Source organism: Ruegeria sp. O11 (assembly GCF_056535285.1).
In genome coordinates, this window is the sequence record NZ_JBQERS010000003.1 from 19346 (window position 1) to 42485 (window position 23140).

Below are 23140 nucleotides of genomic sequence, written 5' to 3' on the forward strand. Positions count from 1 at the left end.
TCGACATGGCCGCACTTACTCCGATATCCCGCAAACCACTTTCAATGGTCCTACCCAGCGTCGCGCTGGCTGGAGCCTTCGCCGGTATCTTTGTCGGCGCGGGCAATGGGTCGATACTGCTCGGCATAATAGGTGGCGCTGCTCTGATCGCAGCCGTGGCCTGGATCTACATCACGGTCCTCAAGAATGAGAAATTGGCCCGCTGGATTAACATTCTGGGCTTTGGCATTGTCGGTTTTCTGTTCTCTGGCGCGATGGGTGGCGTTCTTGGCCTGCTGGGCGGATGGTTCTTCGTCTGGTTTATCTATTGGCTGTACGAAGGCCGTTATCGTCAGAAATTGTTGCCGTACCTGACGCCGAAACAAGTGTTCTATCACTACCTGTTCCGGGTGATCTGCGGTGCGATTTTCGTCTTCCTGATCACCCCGATTCTCGTGGTGCTGCCGCTGTCGTTCAACGCGCAGGACTTCTTTACCTTCACGCCGGAAATGTTGCGTCTAGACCCCGAAGGGTATTCGCTGAAGCATTATCGCGACTTCTTTACCAACAATGAATGGCAGCGCAGCTTCAAGAACTCGCTGATCATCGCCCCGATTGCGACAATCATCTCGGTTTCGTTGGGTACGCTGGCAGCCATCGGCCTCAGCCAGAGCCATGTTCCCGGCCGGCGCGCCATCATGGGCATTCTAATCTCACCCATGATCGTGCCACTGATCATCTCTGCCACCGGCATGTTCTTTTTTTACAGCGATATCGGTCGCTTCATGGAGGGCACACTGGGCATGAACAAGAACTTCGTTGGCTATGTGAAAGTCATCCTTGCCCACGCCGTTCTGGGAATTCCATTCGTGATTATCACCGTGACCGCGACGCTGGTAGGTTTCGACCGTTCACTGACACGGGCGGCGGCGAATATGGGCGCGGGTCCAGTGCGGACGTTCTTCAAGATCCAGATGCCCTTGATCCTGCCGGGCGTGATCTCGGGCGGTTTGTTTGCCTTCATTACCTCGTTTGACGAAGTGGTTGTTGTGCTATTTGTCGGCTCGGCCAGCCAGAAGACCCTGCCCTGGCAGATGTTCACCGGCCTGCGTGAACAGATCAGTCCGACCATTCTGGCTGTGGCGACAATCCTTGTTGTGATTTCGATCGCGCTGTTGACCACAGTTGAATTGCTGCGCCGCCGGTCCGAGCGTCTGCGGGGGCTTTCCCCGTCTTGACGCAGGCCCGCGCGTAATCTAACGATTCACCCGTTCATCCCAGCCGCGATGGCGTCGCGGACACACTGGGCTGATCGGCTCTCGGACCCCGAGACCGCCTGTCCTGAACGCCGGGACAAGTGGCCGGGTTTGCCGCCCGGCAAAGATGAGAGACCTTGTGATGACAGACACAACAAAACGCCCCGAATTCTTCACTTGCCACAATGGCGACAAAGCCCCCCTTCCGTTCAGCAAGGGCGAATACGACCGCCGCCTTGGCAAACTGCGCGCCATCATGGCCAAGCATGACATCCCTGCAGTCCTGCTGACATCGATGCAGAACATCGCCTATTATTCTGGCTTTCTGTACTGTTCCTTTGGTCGCCCTTACGGCTGCGTGGTGACACAAGATGCCTGCACCACCGTTTCGGCCAATATTGACGCGGGCCAGCCGTGGCGGCGCTCGGTCGAAGACAATGTCATCTATACCGACTGGAAGCGCGACAATTACTGGCGCGCCGTGGCCAGCCTGATCGACGGGGCCAAACGAATTGGGATTGAAGGCGACCACATGACTTTGGCGGCGCGCAATACGGCGCTGGACATGCTCGGTCAGCCGGAACTGATCGACATCGCACCTGACACAATGTTCGCCCGCATGGTGAAATCCGCAGAAGAGATCGAGTTGATCAAAGGCGGCGCGCGTACCGCTGACGTCGGCGGGGCTGCCATCCATGCGGCCATCCGCGAAGGCGCGACCGAGATCGAGATCGCCATGGCCGGTCGCGACGCGATGGAAGAGGAAATCGCCCGCGCCTACCCGGACGCCGAGTATCGCGATACTTGGGTTTGGTTCCAGTCCGGCCTCAACACCGACGGTGCCCACAACCCAGTGACCAAACGCGCGCTGCAAAAGGGCGATATCCTGTCGCTGAACACTTTCCCGATGATCTCGGGCTATTACACCGCGCTGGAACGCACCCTGTTCCTGGGCGAACCCGACGCAGACAGCCTGCGCCTGTGGAAAGCCAATGTAGCCGCGCATGAGCTGGGCCTAAGCCTGATCAAACCCGGCGCGACATGCGCGGGCATCACCGCTGAGATCAACCGTTTCTTCGCAGATGAGGACCTGCTGCAGTACCGCTCGTTCGGTTACGGCCATTCCTTCGGCATCCTCAGCCATTACTACGGGCGCGAGGCCGGTCTGGAACTGCGCGAGGATATCGACACGGTGCTGGAGCCCGGCATGGTTGTTTCAATCGAGCCGATGCTTTGGATTCCCGAAGGTCAGCCCGGCGCAGGCGGATATCGTGAACACGATATCCTCGTGGTCGGTGAGGACGGGGCCGAAAACATCACCGGTTTCCCCTACGGCCCCGGCCACAACATCATCGGCGCGTAATTAAACAGGTGGGGTGCAATAGCAGCCCATTACCTAAAATAGCGCAGACAAACGACAAAAAGGCTCGGAGCGCATTGTTCGCTCCGACCCGAACTTAAACAATGCTGCAATTTTCACGAACGCAGGTTCGATTTGAGATGCAACAATTTTGTTGCATTATATGGCATGAGCGTTCAATTTGACCCGCAGCTAAGCATTCTTTTCAGCGCCCTCGGTGACACAACCCGCTTGTTGATCCTTGATGAGTTGAGAAAACGAGAGCACCAGACGCTTTTCGAGCTCTGCGCAAGACTGTTCGAAGAGCATTCAGTCACAATATCCAGACAAGGCATCACAAGACATCTGAACACTTTGGAGCAGGCTGGTCTCATCGCCACGACCTGGCGAGGGCGCACCAAGATTCACACGCTTGTATCAGCGCCAATTTCGGATGCAATCAACCCCTGGGTGGAACTATATTCTCAAGGAGACACTAGATGAAAATGTATATGAAAAGCATCGCTGTTGATGATCAGTCCAAGGCTCTCGATTTCTACACCAACAAACTTGGGTTTGTTGTGAAGCATGATATTCCCCTCGGAGAATATCGTTGGCTGACATTGGTCTCCGACGACGATTCAGATGGGGTGGAGTTGGGCCTTGAACCGAATGCACATCCTGCTATGCGCGCCTATCAAGAAGCACTTATGGCTGACGGCATTCCCGTTTCAGCGTTCAGTGTTGAAGATATCGATGCAGAAGTTGCCAAACTGGAATCTAAAGGTGTCGAGTTCACACAACCTCCTGTGAAGGCTGGCGGTGCGACCATGGCTGTATTTGATGACACCTGCGGAAACCTTATCCAATTGGTTGAACTACATGTTTGAACGGCAAGCATAAGATATCCATCAATCCATGAACTGGGCATTTGTTGAGCCCGTATCATCGGTGGCAAAGCACAGCGCTGCGGACATTCAACATAGTTAGCTCCCGAAGAAGCCTTCGGGAGCTTCTGTTCGAAGCGGCTTTATTAAGAGCAAGTCGTTTCGCCCGAACATGCACCACGAAATGCAAAGGACGAAGTGACAAGCCGTATCTTCTATCGCTGTGCGCGTTCGTGAAAGATGAAACCAAGAAAATTCAGCAACAACTGCGCCGCCAGAATCTGGGTGCTTTCGGTGGGATCATAGGCAGGCGCGACTTCGACCAAATCGATGCCAACAACATTTCCGCGCTTGGCCAGTCCCTGCAGAATCTCCAGCACGTCATAATATAGAAATCCGCCGTGGCTGGGCGTGCCGGTGCCTGAGGCTATCGAAGGGCAAAACGCATCGATATCGATCGTCACATAATACCGCGCCCCTTCTGGAATGCGTGCTAACACGGCCTCGGTTCCCAGCTTACGTACCTGCCTTACCGACAAGATGTCCGAACCACGTGCACGGGCGTCTTCGTACCCCTCCTTCGCGGTTGAGGATACATTGCGAATACCAAGTTGCGTCATACCCGAAACATAGTCTTTCTCAATCGCGCGCCGCATCGGGTTACCGTGTCCGGCGGTAACGCCGTGACGTTCATCCACGAAATCCAAGTGGGCATCGATCTGAACCACATGTATTGGCCCATTCTGCGCACAATCCTGGGCAAAGGCGTTGATGCATGGGATGTTGATCGAATGATCGCCGCCGATGGTCACGGGCATAGCCTTCGCCTGCAGGATTTTGCCTACGCCATAAGCGATATTTGCATGGCTCTCTTCGGTCTTGGTGTGGATAATATCTGCATCCCCAAGATCAACCATCCGCACCGAGCTATCCAAATAGGTCGCATCGTCCTCGTGGTCATAAGCGCCGGCATGACCAAAACTGAACAGGGTCGAGGCCTCGCGCACGGCCCGCGGACCAAACCGCGCGCCGGGCCGCCACTGGGTCCCGAAGTCGAACGGCGCCCCCAATATCGCAACATCTGCACCGATAGCATTCCAATCCGCGACGTATGGTGATTTTGCGAAGGTAGAAATACCAACAAACGGTAGATTCAATCTGCCAGATTCATAGCCATGATCCTGCATGGGGTGTTTTCCTTTTTGTATTTCCCGGCAACAGTTATCGAAAAAAATCCGATCCCCAGAGCTTTGTCGAGCATCATGTGCAGAGAAACGCACGATGTCGAGCCAACGAAACCTGCCAACATCCAAATTACGTTTTGGGGGTTCATAATAATAAGTCGCTACGAATGTCAGGTCGCGGCACGTAAGAAACAATTGGCTTCATAGTACTAACAACCAACCTCTTTAACTCGGGATGTTACGAAGGCCTCACGCGGGTGTTTCGTGTATGTGAAGAGGTTTGCAGGCAGAATGGGCGCGAACGAAACCGGAGGATGCCATGTCGATCTCTCGCCGAGGCTTTGCGGGACTTCTTAGCGCTGGGATGGTCTTGCCCACAACGCTGTGGGCACAGGAAGACCCTGTATATGACGCCGTGCGTTCAACCGTGTTCGGAGACAATGCGGAATTCGAAGCCGGTATGGAGTTTATGACCGAGAGAGATAACCCCGATGTTGTCCCAGCGCTTTTGACTTCGATGCGGTTCAGCGGACGTCGCGTACGCGACATCGCCAAAGTCATGGAAGCTTTGACCGGAGAAAACCACGGCACGGATTGGTTCGAATGGATGCTATGGCAGGAACGGAACGCACAGATTGTTCCCCATCCGTCGCTCGCGCCCTTCAAACGCGAAGTTCTATTGGGGATTGATCAGAATTTTGACCTGTTTCTGCGACCTGAGTATCTGAAACGCGACAAAATGAAGATCCGACTGGAAGAGATATCCTGGGGCGGCGTGGTCAAGGATGGCATCCCGTCACTGGATAATCCCAAACTGATTTCAGCAACGCAGGCAGATTATCTGAAAGACGATGATTTGGTCTTTGGCGTTTCGATCAACGAAGACGAGCGCGCTTATCCTCTGCGGATCATGGGCTGGCATGAGATGTTCAATGATGTAATCGGCGGCGTTCCGGTTGCGCTGGCTTACTGCACACTTTGCGGTTCGGGAATCTTGTTTGAAACGCAGGTCGCAGGGCGACGGAAACCCTTTATCTTTGGTTCATCCGGTTTCCTTTATCGTTCAAACAAGTTGATGTTCGATCGTGAAACGCATTCGCTCTGGAACCAGTATACCGGCAAACCTGTTGTAGGTCCGCTGACAGAAAGTGGGATCGAGCTTAGGCAGCGCCCGGTGGTGATTACACGTTGGGATAGCTGGAAAGCCTCACATCCCAATACCCGGGTTCTGTCGCTGAACACTGGTTATCGACGCAACTATGGATCCGGTGTCGTGTATCGTGACTATTTTGCCTCGCCTGATCTGATGTTCCCTGCGCTGGTCGATCAATCCAAGCATCGACAAAAAGACTATGTGTTTGCCGTTCGCCAATTTGGCGCAGCGCGGGCCTGGCCTCTGGATGCGTTTAAGGGCAAACCGGTCATCAATGATGCAATCGGCGGACGGAACCTGATGCTGATGGGCGATCCAGACAAACGCAGCGTGCGCGCGTACGAACGTGGTCCGCATCAGTTCCGTGCAACACCGAACGGCGGGCTGCTCGACGAAGCAGGGACCAAATGGACCGTCACCGAAGAGGCGCTGGTCTCCCCGAATGGTACGCAATTGCCGCGGGTGGCCGGGCATATTTCCTACTGGTTTGCCTGGGATAACTATCTGGGTGATGCAGCCAGCGTTTATGACGGCTGATCAAGAGTGTTCTTCGGCCGCTGTCGCGGCCAGTGCGCGGTTATACGCCTTGAGTGCGTCGACGTGATAGAGCGCTCCGACGGGATCCTCACACCCCTTTTCGTCGACTATGACAACCGGGATACAGGGGATGTCGTCGCGATCAAAATAGGGCATGGCAGCCTCGAGCGTGGCGCTGGCCTTGACGCAAAGCCCTTGTTCGATCAGCGCCTGCGCTTCTTCTTTCGTTATTGAGCGGGTGCCACCAAGCGGTCGCATCACGCTGCCCGCCCGCAGCATGGCCAGCAAATAGGCCTGAGGCCCGGCGGCCAGATGCACATTGCGACGTTCCAGCTGTGTCAGGAAGAACGACCGGTCCACCAGACGCGAGGCCAGCGCTGTGGACATCGAGACCGAAACCATCACGGCGAGGCCGATCTGCCAATCTCCGGTCAATTCAAAGACGATAAGCGTTGTCGAGATCGGAGCACCCAATACCGCCGCAGCAACGGCACCCATCCCGGCAAAGGCATAAAGCGTATGAGTTCCCGATACGTCGGGTAGCAGGCCGGTGGCGATCAGACCAAAAGCCAACCCGGTCAGCGCCCCAATCATCAGTGAAGGGGAAAAGACTCCACCCCCCATGCGCCCACCCATGGTGATGGCAACTGCAACTGTTTTCAAAACGGCCAGCACGATTGCCGCTGTTAGCACTATGTCACCTGTCAGGGCGCGTATTGTTGTTTCATAACCCACGCCGATGATATGGGGGAACCAGATCGCCAATAGACCCAGCATCGCACCAGACACTGCCGGGCGCAGCCAGCCTGGTAGCGATAATCGATTTTGGATGTGCGTGCCGATATCTTCAGCGAAAAAAATCGAGCGCATCAGCAGCAACGATACCAACCCACAGATCAGTCCAAGGATCAGAAAGGCAGGCAATTCGACATAAAACTGCAGCGAACCGGGCGTGTCCAATGTAAACTCGGTCACGTCGCCATAAGCCAGACGGTTGATCACGGTACCCGCGACAGATGCGATAACGATTGGGGCAAAGGCATGCACGGCAAAATGGCGCAGCACAACTTCAAGCGCGAACAGCGCTCCTGCAATTGGGGCATTAAAGCTGGCTGAGACAGCGGCAGCCACTGCACAGCCTAAAAGATCACGCCCAGTGATCCCATCTGCGCGAATACGGTCGCTGACCCAGGTCGAAATAACCCCTGCCATATGCACGACCGGCCCCTCTCGGCCCGTCGAGCCACCCGAGCTTAGCGTGATCAACGAGGCAATGAATGATGCGATACCGGCCTTTTTCTCGACGCGCCCATCAGTTATGGCCGATCCCTCGATCACATCCGCGACTGAACGTACCCGTCCATCATCTGTAAATCGGTTTAATAGAACCCCGACAACCAATCCGCCTATGACGGGTGTGATGAATATCCAGAACCAGTGCAGTTTCTCAGCATGGCTATGAAGGAAAAGAATGTTGTCAGTGCTATAGAGATAGGCTTGCAGCGACGCGATGGACATCCGGAACCCCAGCGCCATGAAACCAGCAGCGATCCCGATGATCAGCGCGATAAACCAGAATTGTATCTGGCTGGGACCACGATGGAGCATCACGCGCCAAGCATCCTTCAGGGCCGACAGCGCCTGATTGAATTGATTACGCAGCACAGTGCGGGTGGACTGGGTCATTGGCCCTCATGGGGATCGCGTAAGAATGGTCGCTGACCTTTAGTAAGCGACGTGGAGCGCAGAGAAAAGTCGGTTCACGGTGGTTTGTTTACAGGCGTTGCGCGTTAAGCCTCAAGCAGGGCACGGGCTGCAGCGCGCGCCTCATCCGTAATTGTGTCACCCGCGACCATGCGCGCAATCTCATCAATGCGATCAGGATCGGACAATGGGGTCACGGTTGACAGGGTCTGATCCCCTGCCACCTGCTTCTGCACCCGCCAATGATGTGCTGCGCGGGCAGCGACCTGCGGCGAATGCGTCACCACCAGCACCTGCCCACCCCGTCCCAGCGACGACAGACGCCGCCCGACCGCATCAGCGGTGGCTCCGCCAACGCCCCGGTCGATCTCATCAAAGATCATTGTGCGGGCGCTATCCTCGCCGGTCAGGCAAACCTTGAGTGCCAGCAGAAAGCGGCTGAGTTCCCCGCCCGAAGCGATCTTGTTAAGTGGCCCTGAGGGCGCCCCGGGATTCGTGGCGACGGTAAAGGCTACTGCATCGATGCCCTCGGGACCGGGATCGCCAGGCGCAATCTCGGTCTGGAAAACCGCGCGTTCCATTTTCAACGGCGCAAGTTCCCCCATGACCGCTTTGTCGAGCGCTTTGGCTGCAGATTGCCTTAAAGAACTAAGAGCTTCAGCTGCCTTGTCATAAGTCGCCTGTGCAGCGGCAACGGCAGCGCGCTTATCGCAAATATCTGCATCGCCGGCGTCTAATCGGTTTAGACGGTCGCGCAGCGTATCAGCGAAGGGACCCAATTCGTCTGGTGCCACATCGTGTTTTCGGGCCAGTGCGCGGATCGCAAAGAGACGCTCTTCGATCTGCTCCAGCTCCGAGGGGTTAAACTCAAGCGCTTGCAGGCAGGAATTCACACCATCCTGCGCCTCACCCAATTCGATTAGGGCACGGCCAAGCGCAGCGATGGGTTCTTCTAACTGCCCCTCCGCATGGTCCGAGACACCTTCCAGCCAGCGCACTGCGTCGGCCAAGGCGCCTTCGGCCCCATCTCCGCCCATCAACGCAAAAGCGCGGGCTACGTCATCGCGGATGCGCTCGGCCCCCTGCATCATACGGCGGCGAGCGTCGAGGTCGGCATCTTCACCCGGCTGCGGATCTAGCTTGTCCAACTCAGCCACGGAATGACGCAAGAACTCTTCCTCCGCGCGCATGGAGGTCAGCGCAGCTTCGGTCTGAGCCAACACTTTTCGAGCGGTGGACATTTGACCCCAGGCGGAGCGAACAGCAGCAAGTTTGTCCTCTGCCTCTGCATACGCATCCAGCATTGCGCGATGGCCACGCGGATTCAGCAAGCCCCGGTCATCATGTTGGCCATGCAACTCGATCAGGGTTTCTGACAAAGCCCGCAACACCTCACCCGTGCAACGACGATCGTTGACCCAAGCAGTCTTACGTCCCTCAGCCGTATTGACCCGACGCAGGATCAATTCCTCGCCCCCAGGCAAACCGGCGTCTGCCAACACGGCATGGGCAGGATGGCCTTCAGGTAACTCGAACTCAGCGACAACCTCGCCTTGTTCAGCGCCTTGACGGACCAGTTCAGCCCGCCCGCGCCAACCCAACACAAAACCCAAAGAGTCCAGTAGGATCGACTTGCCTGCCCCGGTTTCACCGGTCAAAGCGTTCAAGCCCGGCTGGAACGTCAGCTCCAACCGGTCGATGATCAGCATGTCGCGGATATCAAGGGCGCGCAGCATCGGGTCTTAGCGTCCCACGCCTTTAGCCATCGCGTTTACAACCACTCACCTTTGATGGTCTGGCGATAGATCGTGCTGAGCCAGTTATTGCCTCGGCTCTTCAGATCCAGCCCGCGTGAGGTCAACAGTGTGTAACCTGCATCGTACCATTCAGAGGATTGATAGTTGTAACCCAGAATTGCGCCGGCGGATTGCGCCTCATCTACCAGACCCAGTGCCAAGTAAGCCTCGATCAGACGATACAGCGCCTCAGCCGTGTGCGAGGTGGTTTGGAAGTCTTCAACCACAACACGGAATCGGTTGATGGCCGCAGTAAAGTGGTCCTGACGCAGGTAATAGCGCCCGATCTCCATTTCTTTTCCGGCCAAATGGTCAAAGGCCAAATCAAATTTGAGAACCGCTGAGGTGGCATATTCGCTATCAGGGTAGACTTCGATCACCGTACGTAGGGCCTGCAGCGCTTGAAAGGTCAGGCCCTGATCGCGACCAACTTCGTCGATCTGATCATAGTAGCTGAGCGCCAGAAGATATTGCGCATACGCCGCATCTTCGTCGGTTGGATAAAAATCGATGTATCTCTGCGCAGCGGCGCGGCTTTCTTCGTAGTTTTGATCCGAATGAAAGGAAAACGCCTGCATGATCAGCGCTCGCTTGGCCCAGTCGGAATAGGGATAAAGCCGCTCGACCTCAGAGAAATACCACGCCGCGTCGTCAGAACGGTTCTGAGACAGCTCATATTCACCACGGGTATAAATCTGTTCTGGTGTGAAACTTTCGAGGTTCTGGTTGCGGTCAGCGCCCTTTTTTCTGAAAAGGCCTCCGTCCCCGCACGCCGTCAAAGATGCTGCCAGAAGAATCGCCGCTGCGAATCTGACTGCCGCTTTGGTGCCAACCATTCCGCCCATCCTTGTCGTTAACTTAGCGGGATTTATCCCTGATCGGACCTCGGTCTAGCACATAAAATTCCAGTGCAAAACGCCTTATCCACCCTATTGACGCAAATGTCGCCAGAGTTGACCAGGTCACGCGACTTGTGGAATTTCACTCCGCACCAGACCCTGACCCGGCAAGCGTGCGGCTTGTTCAGGCGTACATAGGATCGGGCGCACCGCACCAGGTGTCTCGAACAGCTTGCGCAGCAGCGTGTTGGTCATAGCATGACCCGACTTTTCACCGGTAAAGCGACCCAGGATCGGACCGCCTGCCAGATAAAGATCACCCAAGGCATCTAGCATCTTATGACGCACGGCCTCATCAGCGTGGCGGAAACCACCCGGTGTCAGAACTTCGTCACCTTGCACAACGACCGCGTTTTCCAGCGTTCCACCCAACGCCAGACCATTCTCGCGCATCGCCTCAACATCCGTACGGCGGCAGAAGGTGCGGCTGTCGCACAACTCTCTCGCAAAGGATCCATTGCGCATATCGAGAACTTTGGTCTGACTGCCAATAGCGTGATCTTCAAAATCAATGTGGAATTCGATCTCAAGCCCTTCGGCAGGAACGATCGACGCGCTTGCGCCCTCGCGCGAAACGGTGATCGGTTTGAGAACTTCGTAGGCCAGCACAGGGCTCGCCTGACGACGCACACCTTTAGCCATGATACCGCGAACGAACTCGACCGACGAGCCATCCATGATCGGAACCTCGGGACCGTCAATCTCGATCAGAGCGTTATGTATGCCGCACCCGGCGAGTGCCGCCATGATATGCTCAACCGTCGAAACCGAAACATCCGCTTCGTTTACGAGACGGGTGCAAAGCGGCGTGCGTTCGACAACATCGTAGATTGCGGGAATCATCGCATTGCCCAGCTCGATATCAATCCGTTTGAACCAGATTCCATGACCTGCTGCCGCAGGCTTCAGAACCATCGTCGCAGGCTTGCCGCTATGCAGCCCAGTGCCCGTAAACGTGACTGAAGATTTGAGCGTATGTTGCAATGTGAGCCTCGATGAATTGTGTCCAGCCTGCCGGGGGCTGTGTTGCATCCTCAACTAAGGAAGGGGGCGTCAAGGCTCAACTCACTCTTTGCAACCGAATGAAACATGATTGTGACACATCGGCAAATCCCTGCTTACATGGGTTTAATGCCTTGTGTTTCAATGGGAAAGGGCCGCACGTTTGCGACCCTTTCAAACGATTTTGTTACCGCGATCAGTTCGCTTGACGCCGCAGGAAGGCCGGAATTTCGATGCGCTCCTGGTCTGGATCAACCTCATCCTGCGCAGGTGCCGTAGCGTCAACCGACCGCATTGCAGGCTGTTGGCGCACCGGTTGCGCAGGCGTATCGGCCGCATGACCAGTCATACGATCGATCAGTCGGTTAAATCCAAAACGCGGACGATCCTCGGCTGCCTGCTGCGGCTGTGGGGCAGGTTCACGAGGGGCCTCAGCCGTTGGACGTAGCCGGTTATGCGGTACCTTTTGTACGGCTGCCTGCAATCGCTGCATCGCTTCCGGCGACGGAGTGCCGGGGGTCGGAGCACGCTGATCGACGTAAGCCTCGGGGGTTTCTTCCACTTCTGGTTGCGGCTCGAATTGTGCCACTTGTGGCTGATAGGCAGGCGGAGGCAGCCCGTCATCGTCCTGTTCAGCCGCGGGCTGTTCGTCTTGCCAGCCCTCGTTGAACTCAACGTCTTCGATGGATTCAAACAGCGTCGGAGCAATGTTGTCCTCTTCTGCTGTCGGGGTGCTGGCAACCGGCTCCTGCGGCTGCTCTTCCGCTGAAACCGTACGGGTCAGCGGAGCTGACATCGAGCGGCGTGCGACTGGCACGTCGTCGGTTTTTTCGCTGGCATCGATACCCGTCGCAACAACAGAAACACGCATGCCACCTTCCATCTCGGTATCGAGGGTCGAACCGACGATGATGTTGGCTTCGGGATCCACTTCCTCGCGGATGCGGTTGGCGGCCTCGTCCAATTCGAACAGGGTCAGGTCGTGCGAACCAGTGATGTTGATCAGCACGCCCTTCGCGCCCTTGAGGCTAATTTCGTCCAGCAGCGGGTTGGCAATCGCCTTCTCAGCAGCCTGAATGGCGCGGTCTTCACCAGTGGCTTCACCCGTACCCATCATCGCCTTGCCCATCTCATCCATCACAGCGCGGACGTCGGCAAAGTCGAGGTTGATCAGACCCGGACGCACCATCAGGTCGGTCACGCCCTTGACGCCCTGATACAGAACGTCATCCGCCATCGAGAACGCTTCAGTGAACGTGGTCTTTTCATTGGCCAGACGGAACAGGTTCTGGTTCGGGATGATGATCAGTGTGTCGACAACTTGCTGCAATGCGTCAACGCCGTCTTCGGCCTGACGCATCCGCTTGGCCCCTTCGAACTGGAAGGGTTTGGTCACAACACCAACGGTCAGAACACCCAATTCTCGCGCAGCCTGTGCTATGATCGGGGCCGCACCTGTGCCGGTGCCGCCGCCCATACCGGCAGTGATAAAGCACATATGTGCCCCTGCCAGGTGGTCAACGATCTGTTCGATGCTTTCTTCGGCAGCCGCGGCTCCCACGGTCGGGCGTGCCCCCGCACCCAGCCCTTCTGTGACTTTGACACCCAGTTGCACCCGCGCTGATGAGCGGCTTTGCTGCAACGCCTGCGCGTCTGTATTGGCGACGACAAATTCAACGCCGTCCAACTGCTTTTCAATCATATTGTCGACAGCATTGCCCCCAGCGCCGCCAACGCCAAATACGGTAATCCGAGGCTTGAGTTCGTCGTGCCCGGGCATCGAAAGATTTAATGTCATGCTCTGTCCGCCTGTTTTATATGTTGCCGCAAAATGCGGTTTATTCTGACCTATCCACAATTGATTTTACTGTGTCATTTCGGAAACGTCACCAGAAAAATCGCCAGATTCCACAAAATATGGAGGAAATAAGGCAACAAACTGCCGCATTTCGCTGCAACCGCGATATGTTGCGGCGAATGGCTCATGTACCACTACGTACGGAAAACCACACCCGCCCTACGGGGGTGCGAAACTCGTTGATCATTCAATATGGTCGCGGAAAACTGCTCAACGTCCTGCCGCTAGACCTCTTTCGGGCCTTGTGGATATCTTGCGGGATTCTGGCGCGGGCTGCAACCGATTTCTTTAGCCTACAGGAGTACTTGGGCAGTTTAGACTGTCATCTGTAACACTTCGGACTTCTTGCGTTTCGCTACCGATGAAACGCGCGAGACGCACCATCAGCCGGTCATCGTGCAAGAAGGGCCACCAGCAGACTGGTACGCCATCTGGTGTGTCATCATAGAGAAAGCATATCTGGCCGTTTGGCGTGGTGATCTGGCCGTAAACACATCCCCGCCCCTCCATCCGCCAGACAGAGAGAGTCGGGCTCAGAAACTCTTCAGTTCCGACCAGCATGCCGCTGCGGATTTCGTGAAAGGTGATCGTTTTACCAACAACAGCGTTCAGAAACGCTTCAGGCGTGATCAGTGTCTGGGCCTTTGCGACGGTGGGTAAGAACGCCGCGCAAAGTGCTACCAGGCGCAGTTGTTTACCAGTTGTCACGGAACCAACGCACGGCGCGTTTGAACGGGCGAGCAGCGTAGGTGTCAACCGGGATTTCAAAGTCCCACCATTCGTCCTGTGGATGCGCAGCAAACAGGCTAAGCCCCACCGCCGAGGAAAAACCCGGCCCCGTGGCCGATTGCGGCAAACCATGGACGCGCAGCGGGCGACCCAAGCGAACACGCTGGCCCAGAATACGACTGGCCAAACCGTCGAGTCCCATGATCTGGCTGCCACCGCCAGTCAGAACGATTTGCTGGCTGGGCAGGTGATCAAATCCCGCTGCATCCAAGCGGGTGCGGACTTCTTCGAGGATTTCTTCGACGCGTGGTCGCATAATGCCGATTAATTCGGCACGGCTGACGGTGCGACGGTCATGCTCCCAATCACCGGTATCGCCGCCAATATCGATCAAGTCACGATCATCAGCCCCGGTGGCATGGACACCGCCGTTAAAGGTCTTGATCCGTTCGGCCACTGCTGCGGGCACTCCAAGGCCCATGGAGATATCGCTGGTCACGTGATCGCCGCCCATGCGCACGCAATCGGCATAGATCATATGTTTTTTCATGAAGATTGAGATGCTGGTCGTACCGCCGCCCATGTCGATACAGGCTGCACCCAGCTCTTGTTCGTCCTCGACCAATGCGGAAATGCCCGAAACGTAGGCTGAGTTCGCAATCCCTGCCAGTTCCAGATCGCAGCGCTTGATACAGCGGACGATGTTCTGGATCGCAACCGCATCGACGGTCAGCATGTGCATATCAACTGCAAGGCTTTGACCTAACTGTCCACGCGGGTCGATCAGACCCGAACGGTTGTCCAGTGCGAAATTCACCGGCTGGGCATGCAACACTTCGCGTCCTTCGCCATAATCCGGCACATCACAGGCGTTCAGCACGCGCCCCACTTCGGCCTCGGTGACCAGCTGGCCTTCCAGATCGACCTGTGCGTCCAGACCGTATGAGCGCGGATTGGCCCCTGAGAAGGACGCGATGACGTGATCAACACGGATATCGGCCATTTTCTGCGCTGCTTGCAGGGCGGTGCGGATGGCGCGCTCGGTCTCCTGCATCGCGGTAACTTCGCCGAACTGCACCCCGCGCGAGCGAGTGGTCGCGGCACCAATCACCCGAAACCCGGTCTGACCCGCCATGGAGCCAATCGAATTGTCCTCGGACAACCGCCCCGTCCCGTCGAAGCGCAGGACGAGGCAGGCGATTTTGGAGCTGCCCACATCCAAAATGGCGACAACACCGCGTTGCATTGCCTGCCGGCGCATCTGCCGCATGGCCCGTTGGGACTGATAAAGATCGGTCATCATGGTCGTTACTGCCCGTCACTCACATCTACTTTTGTGTTCCACCAGTCTTCGCTGGCTGTTTTGTTCATACGGATGGTTGGTCGCTGGCCAAGGCGCATATCAACCGCAGCCACGTCGCGTTCCAAAAGGTCCTGCACCTCGTTTACGGCCAGCACGCGTTCCAGTGCACGCGCGGGTCGCTCGGTTGGCAACATGATGCGCTGGTTGCGATCCAACACCAGATCCCAGCGGCGTTCACCAACTCGCACGAGCCCCCGGACCCGCTCGCCCAAACTGCGGGCGGTTGTCAGAATCTGCAGCGCTTCGGGCACATGCTTGTCCGCGCCTTTCCCGGCAATCAAAGGCAAGTTTGCGTGATCAGCACGCGCCGCAATCATATCCACGTGGGCACCAGTTTCATCCAATAGCTCGATCCCGTCACGCCTACGCCAGACGATGACCGGCTGACGTTCAACTACATCCACCTGTAAGATACCGCCGGGGCGAATGCGCACAGTTGCCGATTTCACCGGATCGAGCCCAGTGATGGTGTCGCGGATCATCTCGACATCCAGGTCCCAGGAACTGAGCGGGAAATCGAGAGGCACAACCTCGCGGATATCTTCCGATAGCGCGGTCCCCGCGCCGTCGATGGCCATCAGGTTGACCATGAATTCCGGACGTTCCTGAATCGAGGTCTTGATGCCGGCGACATAGGCGCTGACGGCCTCGCGGCGTTCTTCAGCGGCAAAGAAGCCTCCGACCAATCCGACGACCGCCAGAACCGGTAGACCAATCTTCACCCCGCGCCGGATGCCGGGGGTGAGCATCCAGCGCTGAAAACGGTAGCTGAGGCGCGAAGGCGCAGGATCAGACAAGCGTCCGCGACCAAAGAATCGGGTGCCTCGCAAGCGCAGTTTAGGTTCAACTTCGGATTCCGACTTTGGAGCAGCACCAAAATCCGCATCTGGCCCCGCCAGCGGTTTGGTCCGGTGGATCACTGGCGTGCGGGTGGCGGTCAGCGGTCGCATGAGGCGTCCTCCACCATCCAGGCGCAAAGCTCGCCGAATGTCATGCCCAGATGCGCGGCTTGTTCGGGCACCAGCGAGGTTGGCGTCATGCCGGGCTGCGTGTTGGTTTCCAGCAGGAACAGACCATCCGCACCCATGCTGTCATCCCAGCGGTAATCGGTACGGGATACGCCGCGACAACCCAGTGCATTATGGGCTTTCAGCGCGTAGTCCATGCAGCGGTCAAAGATATCCTGCGGGATGTCGGCGGGCAGCACGTGCCACGAGCCGCCGGGTTTGTACTTGGCGTCATAGTCGTACCAGCCACCATCGGTCATGATTTCGGTTACCGTAAGGGCGCGGTCGCCCATCACCGTCACGGTCAGTTCACGGCCTGCGACGTATTTCTCAACCATCACCTGATCGGGCATCGCCGCGTCCAGTTGCGGGGGGCCGTTGGCATTTTCGTGCACGATATAAATGCCGACGCTAGAACCTTCGTTGTTGGGCTTGGCCACATAGGGTGGTTCCATCACGTGGACTTCGACCACTTCGACCTTGGGCACGATCACGCTGGGCACGACAGGCAGACCCTCGGCCTGATAAACATCCTTACTGCGCTGTTTGTCCATCGCCAAAGCCGAGGCCAGCACGCCGGAATGCGTGTAGGGAATGCGCATCCATTCCAGTAGACCCTGCACACAGCCATCCTCGCCCCAGCGGCCATGCAGGGCGTTGAAAACCACATCTGGCTTGATCTCCAGAAGGCGCGCGTAGAGGTCGGGACCCGCGTCCAGTTCGACCACTTCAAAGCCTTCTCCCACAAGGGCGGCCGCGCATTCGCGCCCAGAGCTGAGAGACACCTCGCGTTCCGCCGAGGGGCCGCCCATCAATACCGCCACTTTGGGGTTTGTCCTGCTCGACATACCCAATGTGCGCCTCAATGTCCCCGGACCTTATGTAGTGGTCCGTATTGCGTTTATGCCTTTGATCCGTCGCCTGAATTTGCCTGTTTTGGTCTGACGGTTGGGGCTATATTATTTCAGCGGATCACCGACCCGCATGATTTCCCACTCTAGCGTGATGCCGCTTGTTTCGTAAACCTTTTTTCTGACCTCTTCGCCCAGTCCCTCGAGGTCAGCGGCAGTCGCGTCACCGGTATTGATCAGGAAATTCGAGTGCTTGGGGCTCATTTGCGCGCCGCCTTTGGTAGCGCCGCGCATGCCCGCGTTGTCGATCACCTTCCACGCCTTGAGGTCGTGCACATCATCTTCGCGCCCGGTCGAAGAAAACCCAGCCGGGTTGCGGAAGGTCGAACCAGCGCTTCTGTCCTTGGTTGGCTGCGTTTCGTCGCGCTTCTTAAGCTGCGCTTCCATGCGGGCGTGCAGCCCGGCCGGATCGCCCGAGGGGGCTTGGAAGGTGGCTGAAACCAGCACCGCACCTTCGGGCAGATCAGATTGACGGTAGCGGAAGTTGAGGTCATCGGGGCTGAGTTCGACAAGTTCGCCCTGCTGTGTGACGATGGTGGCTTTTTGCAGCACATCCGCCGTGTAGCTGCCATAGCAACCCGCGTTCATGCGCACCGCCCCGCCGATAGAGCCGGGGATCGTGCGCAGAAATGTCAGGTCAACGCCTGCATCCGCTGCCTTGCGCGCCACATGCGCATCCAGTGCCGCCGCGCCTGCTGTAACGGTATTTCCGTCGACTGAGATACCGTTGAACCCGCGCCCCAAACGGATCACCACGGCCCGCAGGCCGCCATCCCGTACAATTATGTTTGATCCGACACCCATGGGAAAAACCGGAACGTCCGCGGGCAGGTCGCGCAAAAAGGCCTGCAGGTCTTCGATATCAGCGGGCTGAAACAAATAATCAGCAGGTCCACCAACGCGAAGCCAAGTCAAATCATTGAGCGCACGCGCCTCGGTCAGGCGACCTCGGACCACGGGTAGATGGGTCATGCATTTGTCCTAGCTGACAGGCTGCGTCCGCCGACGCCCCCCATGATGACGGCAAACAGGAAAGGTAGGACACCACCTGTGAGCCAAACAAATGGGCCAAATGCATTTTCCTCTTCGCCTGCTTCAACACCAGCCAACATCACGATCAGCACCAATGCCACAGCCGAAGTCAAACCGATCAGCCAAAGCAGCGCTTTGATACCGATCCAGCGTCCGGCAACAAAACCAGATACGGCGCCGAAGATGAGAGAGATCAATGGCAGATAAGCAAAGGTGGCAATGTCGACCATGGGGGCCTCCTGATATGGTCGGTTACTTGTTGACCGCCTTCATGCCCTGCAATTTCGCCTTTGTCCAACGGGTCAGGTATATCACCGGCCAGCGCAAGATCGACATACCCGCAGCCAGCACCACAAGCCCGATCCAGGGACCGCTTTCATAGGTGACATAACCAAGAATTGGAATTCCTACGGCTATCAAGAAATATGCCCGTTTCCAGTGATTGTCTTTGCTTGGAAGCATTGCCAATATATTGGCAACAACGCCCCAAAGACCGGCAAGCGCAAGCGACCAATTCACTCTGATACCTCTTTATCCGTCCATTTACGCCAGTAATAGCGGATCGGATTACGAAACATCGAAGCAAAGGCGGCGAAAGCCAATGCCCCAATGAACCATCCATAATCATGTCCAAGCCAAAAAATCAGTACGGGTGCGCTAACCAGCAGCACAACACCCGGTGGAAATTGCAGACGCATCGGTAGTATTGCGACGATGGTTGAGGCAAAAACCCAGGCGCAGGCGATGATGAGCGAAAGCGACACGAGCCTAACTCGCCTTCGCAATCAATTGGTCAGGCAATCCATTGGCCCAGGCGCTGATGGTCCCGGCACCGAGGCATACAACCATATCCCCCGGTCGGGCCTGTTCACGGACGAGCCGCACTAGGTCACTTTCATCCAGAATGGCCCGCGCATGGCGGTGGCCATGACGGATCAGCCCTTCGACCAGTGCGTCACGGTCGGCCCCTTCGATCGGGTCTTCGCCCGCAGCAAAGACCTCGGCGATGGCGACCACATCGGCATCGTTGAAGCAGGTGCAAAAATCATCAAACAGATCAGACAATCGCGAATAGCGGTGCGGCTGGTGGACGGCGATGACGCGGCCCTCGGTAGCTTGGCGCGCAGCCTTGAGGACAGCTGCGATTTCAACAGGGTGGTGACCATAATCGTCGATGATGGTGACACCGTTGATCTCTCCGACCTTGGTGAAGCGGCGGTTAACACCACCGAAATTGGCCAGCGCGTCGCGAATTTCCGAAGCTTTCATCCCCAGATGACGGGCAACAGCCACTGCGGACAGAGCATTCGATACGTTATGATCGCCTGGCATCGGCAGGGTGCAGCCTTCGATCACCTTGTCTTCGTAGCGCAAATGGATGTCGAAATGGGCGACGCCACCTTTATAGGTCAGGTTCTCGGCCCGCACATCGGCCTGTGCGTTGAAGCCATAGGTGCGCACGCGACGGTCCGAGATGCGACCGACCAGAGCCTGCACCTCTGCATGATCGGTGCAGCAGACAGCAAGGCCATAAAATGGCAGGTTCGAGACGAATTCGTAAAACCCGTCGCGCAGTTTGTCGAAATCGCCCCAGTGCTCCATATGCTCGGGGTCGATATTGGTGACGATGGCGATGGTTGCAGGCAGGCGATTGAACGAGCCATCGCTCTCATCCGCCTCAACCACCATCCATTCACCCTGCCCCATCCGTGCATTCGAGCCATAGGCGTGGATGATGCCGCCATTGATGACGGTGGGATCGAAATCGCCCGCGACCATCAGTTCCGCCATCATCGTGGTCGTGGTCGTTTTTCCGTGGGTTCCGGCGATGGCAATATTCGAGCGCAGCCGCATGAGTTCGGCCAGCATGTCGGCGCGGCGCACCACCGGTAGGCCCTGCGCGCGCGCCTCATCCAGTTCCGGGTTGCCTGGTTTGATCGCGGTCGAGACGACGACCACTGCGGCGTTCTGCAGGTTCTCGGCACGCTGGCCTTCGAAAATCTCAGCACCCAGCCCAGCTAGTCGGTCAGTAATCTTCGAGGTTTTCAGATCCGAACCTTGCACCCGGTAGCCAAGGTTCAAAAGCACCTCGGCGATGCCCGACATCCCGATCCCGCCGATGCCCACGAAATGGATCGGTCCAACGTCCTGCGGCAGTTTGGTTGCTGGATTCATGAGGTCTCCTTCTGCGCCAGTTGCTCGACAAGGGCGACCAGACGCTCGGTCGCGTCCGGAGCCCCGACCGATAGCGCGGCATGGGCCATTTGCTGTGCGGCTTCGGGGTTGGTGAGAACCGTGGTCATCTGCTCTGTCAGCGCGGGAACGTCAAGGGCGTTTTCCGGGATCATGATCGCCCCACCCGCCTGAACCAACCCGCGCGCATTGGCGGTTTGGTGGTCACCAGCGGCGGTAGCAAGCGGGATCAATATCGACGGACGGCCAATCACCGAGATGTCGGCGATGCTGGAGGCACCCGAGCGGCTGACAACCAGCTGCGCATCAGACATGCGACGCGGCACATCGTCAAAAAATGGCTGCACATCGGCGCGGATGCCGTGATTGGAGTAAAAGGCTTTGACCCGCTCGCTATCCTCGTCGCGGGCTTGATGCGAGACGCGGATATGGTCGCGTACGGCTTCGGGCAACGCTGCAATCGCACCGGGGACCACATCGCTGAGAATACGCGCGCCTTGCGAGCCGCCCATTACAAGCACCGACATCGGGTAATCTCCGGGCGGAATAAAGGGCGCTCCTTCGCGTTCCAGTACTGCGCCGCGCACCGGGTTGCCGGTGTGGATACCGTTGGCCCCGTCCGGCAGATCGGTGGGCCAGACACCGCAGGCCACCTGTGCGACCCGAGTTGCAAACACTTTATTCACGCGACCCAGAACGCCGTTCTGTTCATGGATCATACGCGGGATTTTCAACAGCGTTGCCGCTCCCAGCGCCGGGATCGACGGATAGCCTCCAAATCCCACCACAACGTCCGGCTTGTCGCGCATCATCTGCGCCGCCATACCGGTCACACCAGCAGCAATCTTGGGCCCGACCAGCACTTTGGCGGCCAGACCGCCGCGGGCGAAGGTTGCCGAGGATGCCTCGACAATTTCAACACCTTCGGGGAACGCACCGGTATAGCGCGCGCCTCGCGGATCGGTGGACAAGCGCACACGCCAGCCTTTGGCCAGAATCGCTTCTGCCAGTGCCTGCGCCGGGAACATGTGTCCTCCGGTGCCACCTGCTGCGATCAGAAGATACGGCATCATCCTCGCCCGCGCAAAATATCACCCAACTCGCCTTGCGGGCGGGTTCGGGTGAAGGCCAGCAACATGCCAACCGCGATGCCGCCTGCGATCAGTGACGAGCCGCCATAGCTGACGAAAGGCAACGTCATGCCTTTTGCAGGCAACAGACGTACAGCAACGCCCATGTTGATCATCGCCTGTACACCGAACATGCAGGCCAGCCCGGTACCCGCCAGGCGAATGAACATGTCGCGTTCGCGCATCAGTCGCAGCAGCGAACGCACGACGATCAACGAATAGAGTGCGATGATGATCAGAACGAGGATCAGACCATACTCCTCTGCCGCCACTGCGATGATGAAATCAGTATGCGCGTCAGGCAGCGACCATTTCACCTGTCCCTCGCCCACGCCAACACCGAACAACCCACCCTCGCGGATTGCGTTCGTCGCGTAGCCAAGCTGAGTGGTCGGGTCGAGTTCCTGATTTAGAAAACCGTCGATACGGCGCGCAAAGTGCTCTGAGTTGGAATAGGCGAACATTCCGCCCAAAACCACGGCCCCCGCCATGCCAACCAACAGCAACATCGGAGCGCCCGCCACGAAATACATTACCCCCCAACCAAAGAGGATCAGGCAGGCCTGACCGAAATCGGGTTGCATCACCAGCATCGCAACAATCGCCATACACAGCGCAAAGGACCATAACCGCCCCGGAGGGCCATTGATTTCCTGCGAAGCAGCCAACAGCCACGCTGCCACGACGACAAATCCGGGCTTGAGAAATTCTGATGGTTGCAGCGAGGCAAAGCCCAGCGAATACCAGCGCACTGCGCCTTTGCCAAAATCCGTGCCAAAGATCGGCAGGAAGGCGAGCGACACGAACGAGACCAGAAAGCCCAAGATCGCCAGACGCCGCACCAGCGTGGGTGACATCATCGAGGTCAGAAGCATCGCAACCAGCGCGAGCCCTCCGAACAGCGCCTGCCGCTCGACATAGTGGAAAGGATCAAATCCGTTGCGCCCCGCGAGCGGCGGCGAAGAGGCCAGCCCAAGCAGAAGCCCTATGACAAACAGGATCAAAACGCAGGACATCGTCCAGCGGTCAATCGTCCGCCACCACTTCGGTAGAATCGGTTCGCCGCGCTGGTCCTGGACCGCGCCATACACCATCTCAGTCATGAGATACCGCCACTATCTGCCTCGTCAACGTCCCGTTTTCGGGATCTGTTCGGGAGTCTACAGTGATTTTTGTTTTCA

22 protein-coding genes are annotated in these 23140 nt (G+C 57.3%); 5 read left to right on the top strand and 17 right to left on the bottom strand.

From position 1 onward, the window contains the following. Positions 1 to 5: 5 nt before the first annotated feature. The 4 genes from ACRZ91_RS08380 to ACRZ91_RS08395 all read left to right on the top strand — a co-directional run bounded on the left by ACRZ91_RS08380 (position 6) and on the right by ACRZ91_RS08395 (position 3464). Positions 6 to 1217 carry an ABC transporter permease gene (locus tag ACRZ91_RS08380; protein WP_480717469.1) on the top strand — a complete coding sequence of 404 codons (1212 nt, stop codon included), beginning with the start codon at positions 6 to 8 and terminating at the stop codon, positions 1215 to 1217. Between the two features lie 160 nt (positions 1218 to 1377). Continuing rightward, on the top strand, positions 1378 to 2598 hold the full coding sequence (locus ACRZ91_RS08385) for an aminopeptidase P family protein (protein ID WP_480904174.1): 1221 nt from the start codon (positions 1378 to 1380) through the stop codon (positions 2596 to 2598). A 165-nt stretch (positions 2599 to 2763) separates the two neighbouring features. Continuing rightward, positions 2764 to 3078, top strand: coding sequence for an ArsR/SmtB family transcription factor (locus ACRZ91_RS08390; RefSeq protein ID WP_170543638.1), 315 nt, complete (start codon positions 2764 to 2766; stop codon positions 3076 to 3078). Beyond that, positions 3075 to 3464 (top strand): VOC family protein, encoded by a 390-nt coding sequence (locus tag ACRZ91_RS08395; RefSeq protein ID WP_480904176.1) that lies wholly within the window; start codon positions 3075 to 3077, stop codon positions 3462 to 3464. Before ACRZ91_RS08390 ends, ACRZ91_RS08395 begins: the two co-directional genes overlap by 4 nt. A gap of 212 nt (positions 3465 to 3676) precedes the next feature. Here the strand turns inward: ACRZ91_RS08395 and speB are convergent, their stop codons facing one another. Beyond that, positions 3677 to 4648, bottom strand: coding sequence for an agmatinase (speB, locus tag ACRZ91_RS08400; protein WP_480904178.1), 972 nt, complete (start codon positions 4646 to 4648; stop codon positions 3677 to 3679). Between the two features lie 316 nt (positions 4649 to 4964). Between speB and ACRZ91_RS08405 the strand changes: the two genes are divergently transcribed. Next, complete coding sequence (locus ACRZ91_RS08405; RefSeq protein ID WP_480904181.1) at positions 4965 to 6335, top strand: DUF3179 domain-containing protein; 1371 nt, start codon at positions 4965 to 4967, stop codon at positions 6333 to 6335. Here the strand turns inward: ACRZ91_RS08405 and ACRZ91_RS08410 are convergent, their stop codons facing one another. The 16 genes from ACRZ91_RS08410 to ftsW all read right to left on the bottom strand — a co-directional run bounded on the left by ACRZ91_RS08410 (position 6336) and on the right by ftsW (position 23062). Then, entirely contained in the window at positions 6336 to 8021 is a 1686-nt protein-coding gene (locus ACRZ91_RS08410; RefSeq protein ID WP_480904184.1) for a chloride channel protein, read from the bottom strand. Between the two features lie 104 nt (positions 8022 to 8125). Then, complete coding sequence (gene recN, locus ACRZ91_RS08415) at positions 8126 to 9775, bottom strand: DNA repair protein RecN (RefSeq protein WP_480904187.1); 1650 nt, start codon at positions 9773 to 9775, stop codon at positions 8126 to 8128. A gap of 35 nt (positions 9776 to 9810) precedes the next feature. Further along, a complete protein-coding gene (locus ACRZ91_RS08420; RefSeq protein ID WP_170476932.1) occupies positions 9811 to 10671 on the bottom strand; it encodes an outer membrane protein assembly factor BamD in 861 nt (286 codons plus the stop codon). Positions 10672 to 10797: 126 nt separating this feature from the next. Further along, on the bottom strand, positions 10798 to 11718 hold the full coding sequence (gene lpxC, locus ACRZ91_RS08425) for a UDP-3-O-acyl-N-acetylglucosamine deacetylase (RefSeq protein WP_170476934.1): 921 nt from the start codon (positions 11716 to 11718) through the stop codon (positions 10798 to 10800). A 214-nt stretch (positions 11719 to 11932) separates the two neighbouring features. Beyond that, entirely contained in the window at positions 11933 to 13534 is a 1602-nt protein-coding gene (gene ftsZ / locus ACRZ91_RS08430; protein ID WP_480904190.1) for a cell division protein FtsZ, read from the bottom strand. 348 nt (positions 13535 to 13882) lie between these two features. Continuing rightward, positions 13883 to 14302: a hypothetical protein gene (locus tag ACRZ91_RS08435; protein ID WP_480904193.1), complete on the bottom strand. Its 420-nt coding sequence runs from the start codon at positions 14300 to 14302 to the stop codon at positions 13883 to 13885. Then, positions 14289 to 15623 (bottom strand): cell division protein FtsA, encoded by a 1335-nt coding sequence (ftsA, locus tag ACRZ91_RS08440; protein WP_010442579.1) that lies wholly within the window; start codon positions 15621 to 15623, stop codon positions 14289 to 14291. The genes ACRZ91_RS08435 and ftsA overlap by 14 nt, the downstream gene beginning before the upstream one ends. An 8-nt stretch (positions 15624 to 15631) precedes the next feature. Continuing rightward, positions 15632 to 16636 carry a cell division protein FtsQ/DivIB gene (locus ACRZ91_RS08445; protein WP_480904196.1) on the bottom strand — a complete coding sequence of 335 codons (1005 nt, stop codon included), beginning with the start codon at positions 16634 to 16636 and terminating at the stop codon, positions 15632 to 15634. After that, the gene (locus ACRZ91_RS08450; RefSeq protein WP_480904198.1) at positions 16624 to 17541 is read right to left on the bottom strand and encodes a D-alanine--D-alanine ligase; all 918 of its coding nucleotides are present in this window, start codon (positions 17539 to 17541) and stop codon (positions 16624 to 16626) included. The genes ACRZ91_RS08445 and ACRZ91_RS08450 overlap by 13 nt, the downstream gene beginning before the upstream one ends. 111 nt (positions 17542 to 17652) lie before the next feature. Continuing rightward, the gene (gene murB / locus ACRZ91_RS08455; protein ID WP_480904200.1) at positions 17653 to 18576 is read right to left on the bottom strand and encodes a UDP-N-acetylmuramate dehydrogenase; all 924 of its coding nucleotides are present in this window, start codon (positions 18574 to 18576) and stop codon (positions 17653 to 17655) included. Next, positions 18573 to 18866 carry a hypothetical protein gene (locus tag ACRZ91_RS08460; protein ID WP_170543621.1) on the bottom strand — a complete coding sequence of 98 codons (294 nt, stop codon included), beginning with the start codon at positions 18864 to 18866 and terminating at the stop codon, positions 18573 to 18575. The genes murB and ACRZ91_RS08460 overlap by 4 nt, the downstream gene beginning before the upstream one ends. A gap of 22 nt (positions 18867 to 18888) precedes the next feature. Then, entirely contained in the window at positions 18889 to 19155 is a 267-nt protein-coding gene (locus ACRZ91_RS08465) for a DUF2484 family protein (protein ID WP_170476949.1), read from the bottom strand. Beyond that, positions 19152 to 19400, bottom strand: coding sequence for a DUF2484 family protein (locus ACRZ91_RS08470; RefSeq protein WP_480904204.1), 249 nt, complete (start codon positions 19398 to 19400; stop codon positions 19152 to 19154). Before ACRZ91_RS08470 ends, ACRZ91_RS08465 begins: the two co-directional genes overlap by 4 nt. Positions 19401 to 19404: 4 nt before the next feature. Beyond that, the gene (gene murC / locus ACRZ91_RS08475; RefSeq protein ID WP_480904207.1) at positions 19405 to 20811 is read right to left on the bottom strand and encodes a UDP-N-acetylmuramate--L-alanine ligase; all 1407 of its coding nucleotides are present in this window, start codon (positions 20809 to 20811) and stop codon (positions 19405 to 19407) included. After that, entirely contained in the window at positions 20808 to 21899 is a 1092-nt protein-coding gene (locus ACRZ91_RS08480; RefSeq protein WP_480904210.1) for a UDP-N-acetylglucosamine--N-acetylmuramyl-(pentapeptide) pyrophosphoryl-undecaprenol N-acetylglucosamine transferase, read from the bottom strand. Before ACRZ91_RS08480 ends, murC begins: the two co-directional genes overlap by 4 nt. After that, a complete protein-coding gene (gene ftsW / locus ACRZ91_RS08485) occupies positions 21899 to 23062 on the bottom strand; it encodes a putative lipid II flippase FtsW (RefSeq protein WP_480904213.1) in 1164 nt (387 codons plus the stop codon). The genes ACRZ91_RS08480 and ftsW overlap by 1 nt, the downstream gene beginning before the upstream one ends. Positions 23063 to 23140 lie beyond the last annotated feature (78 nt).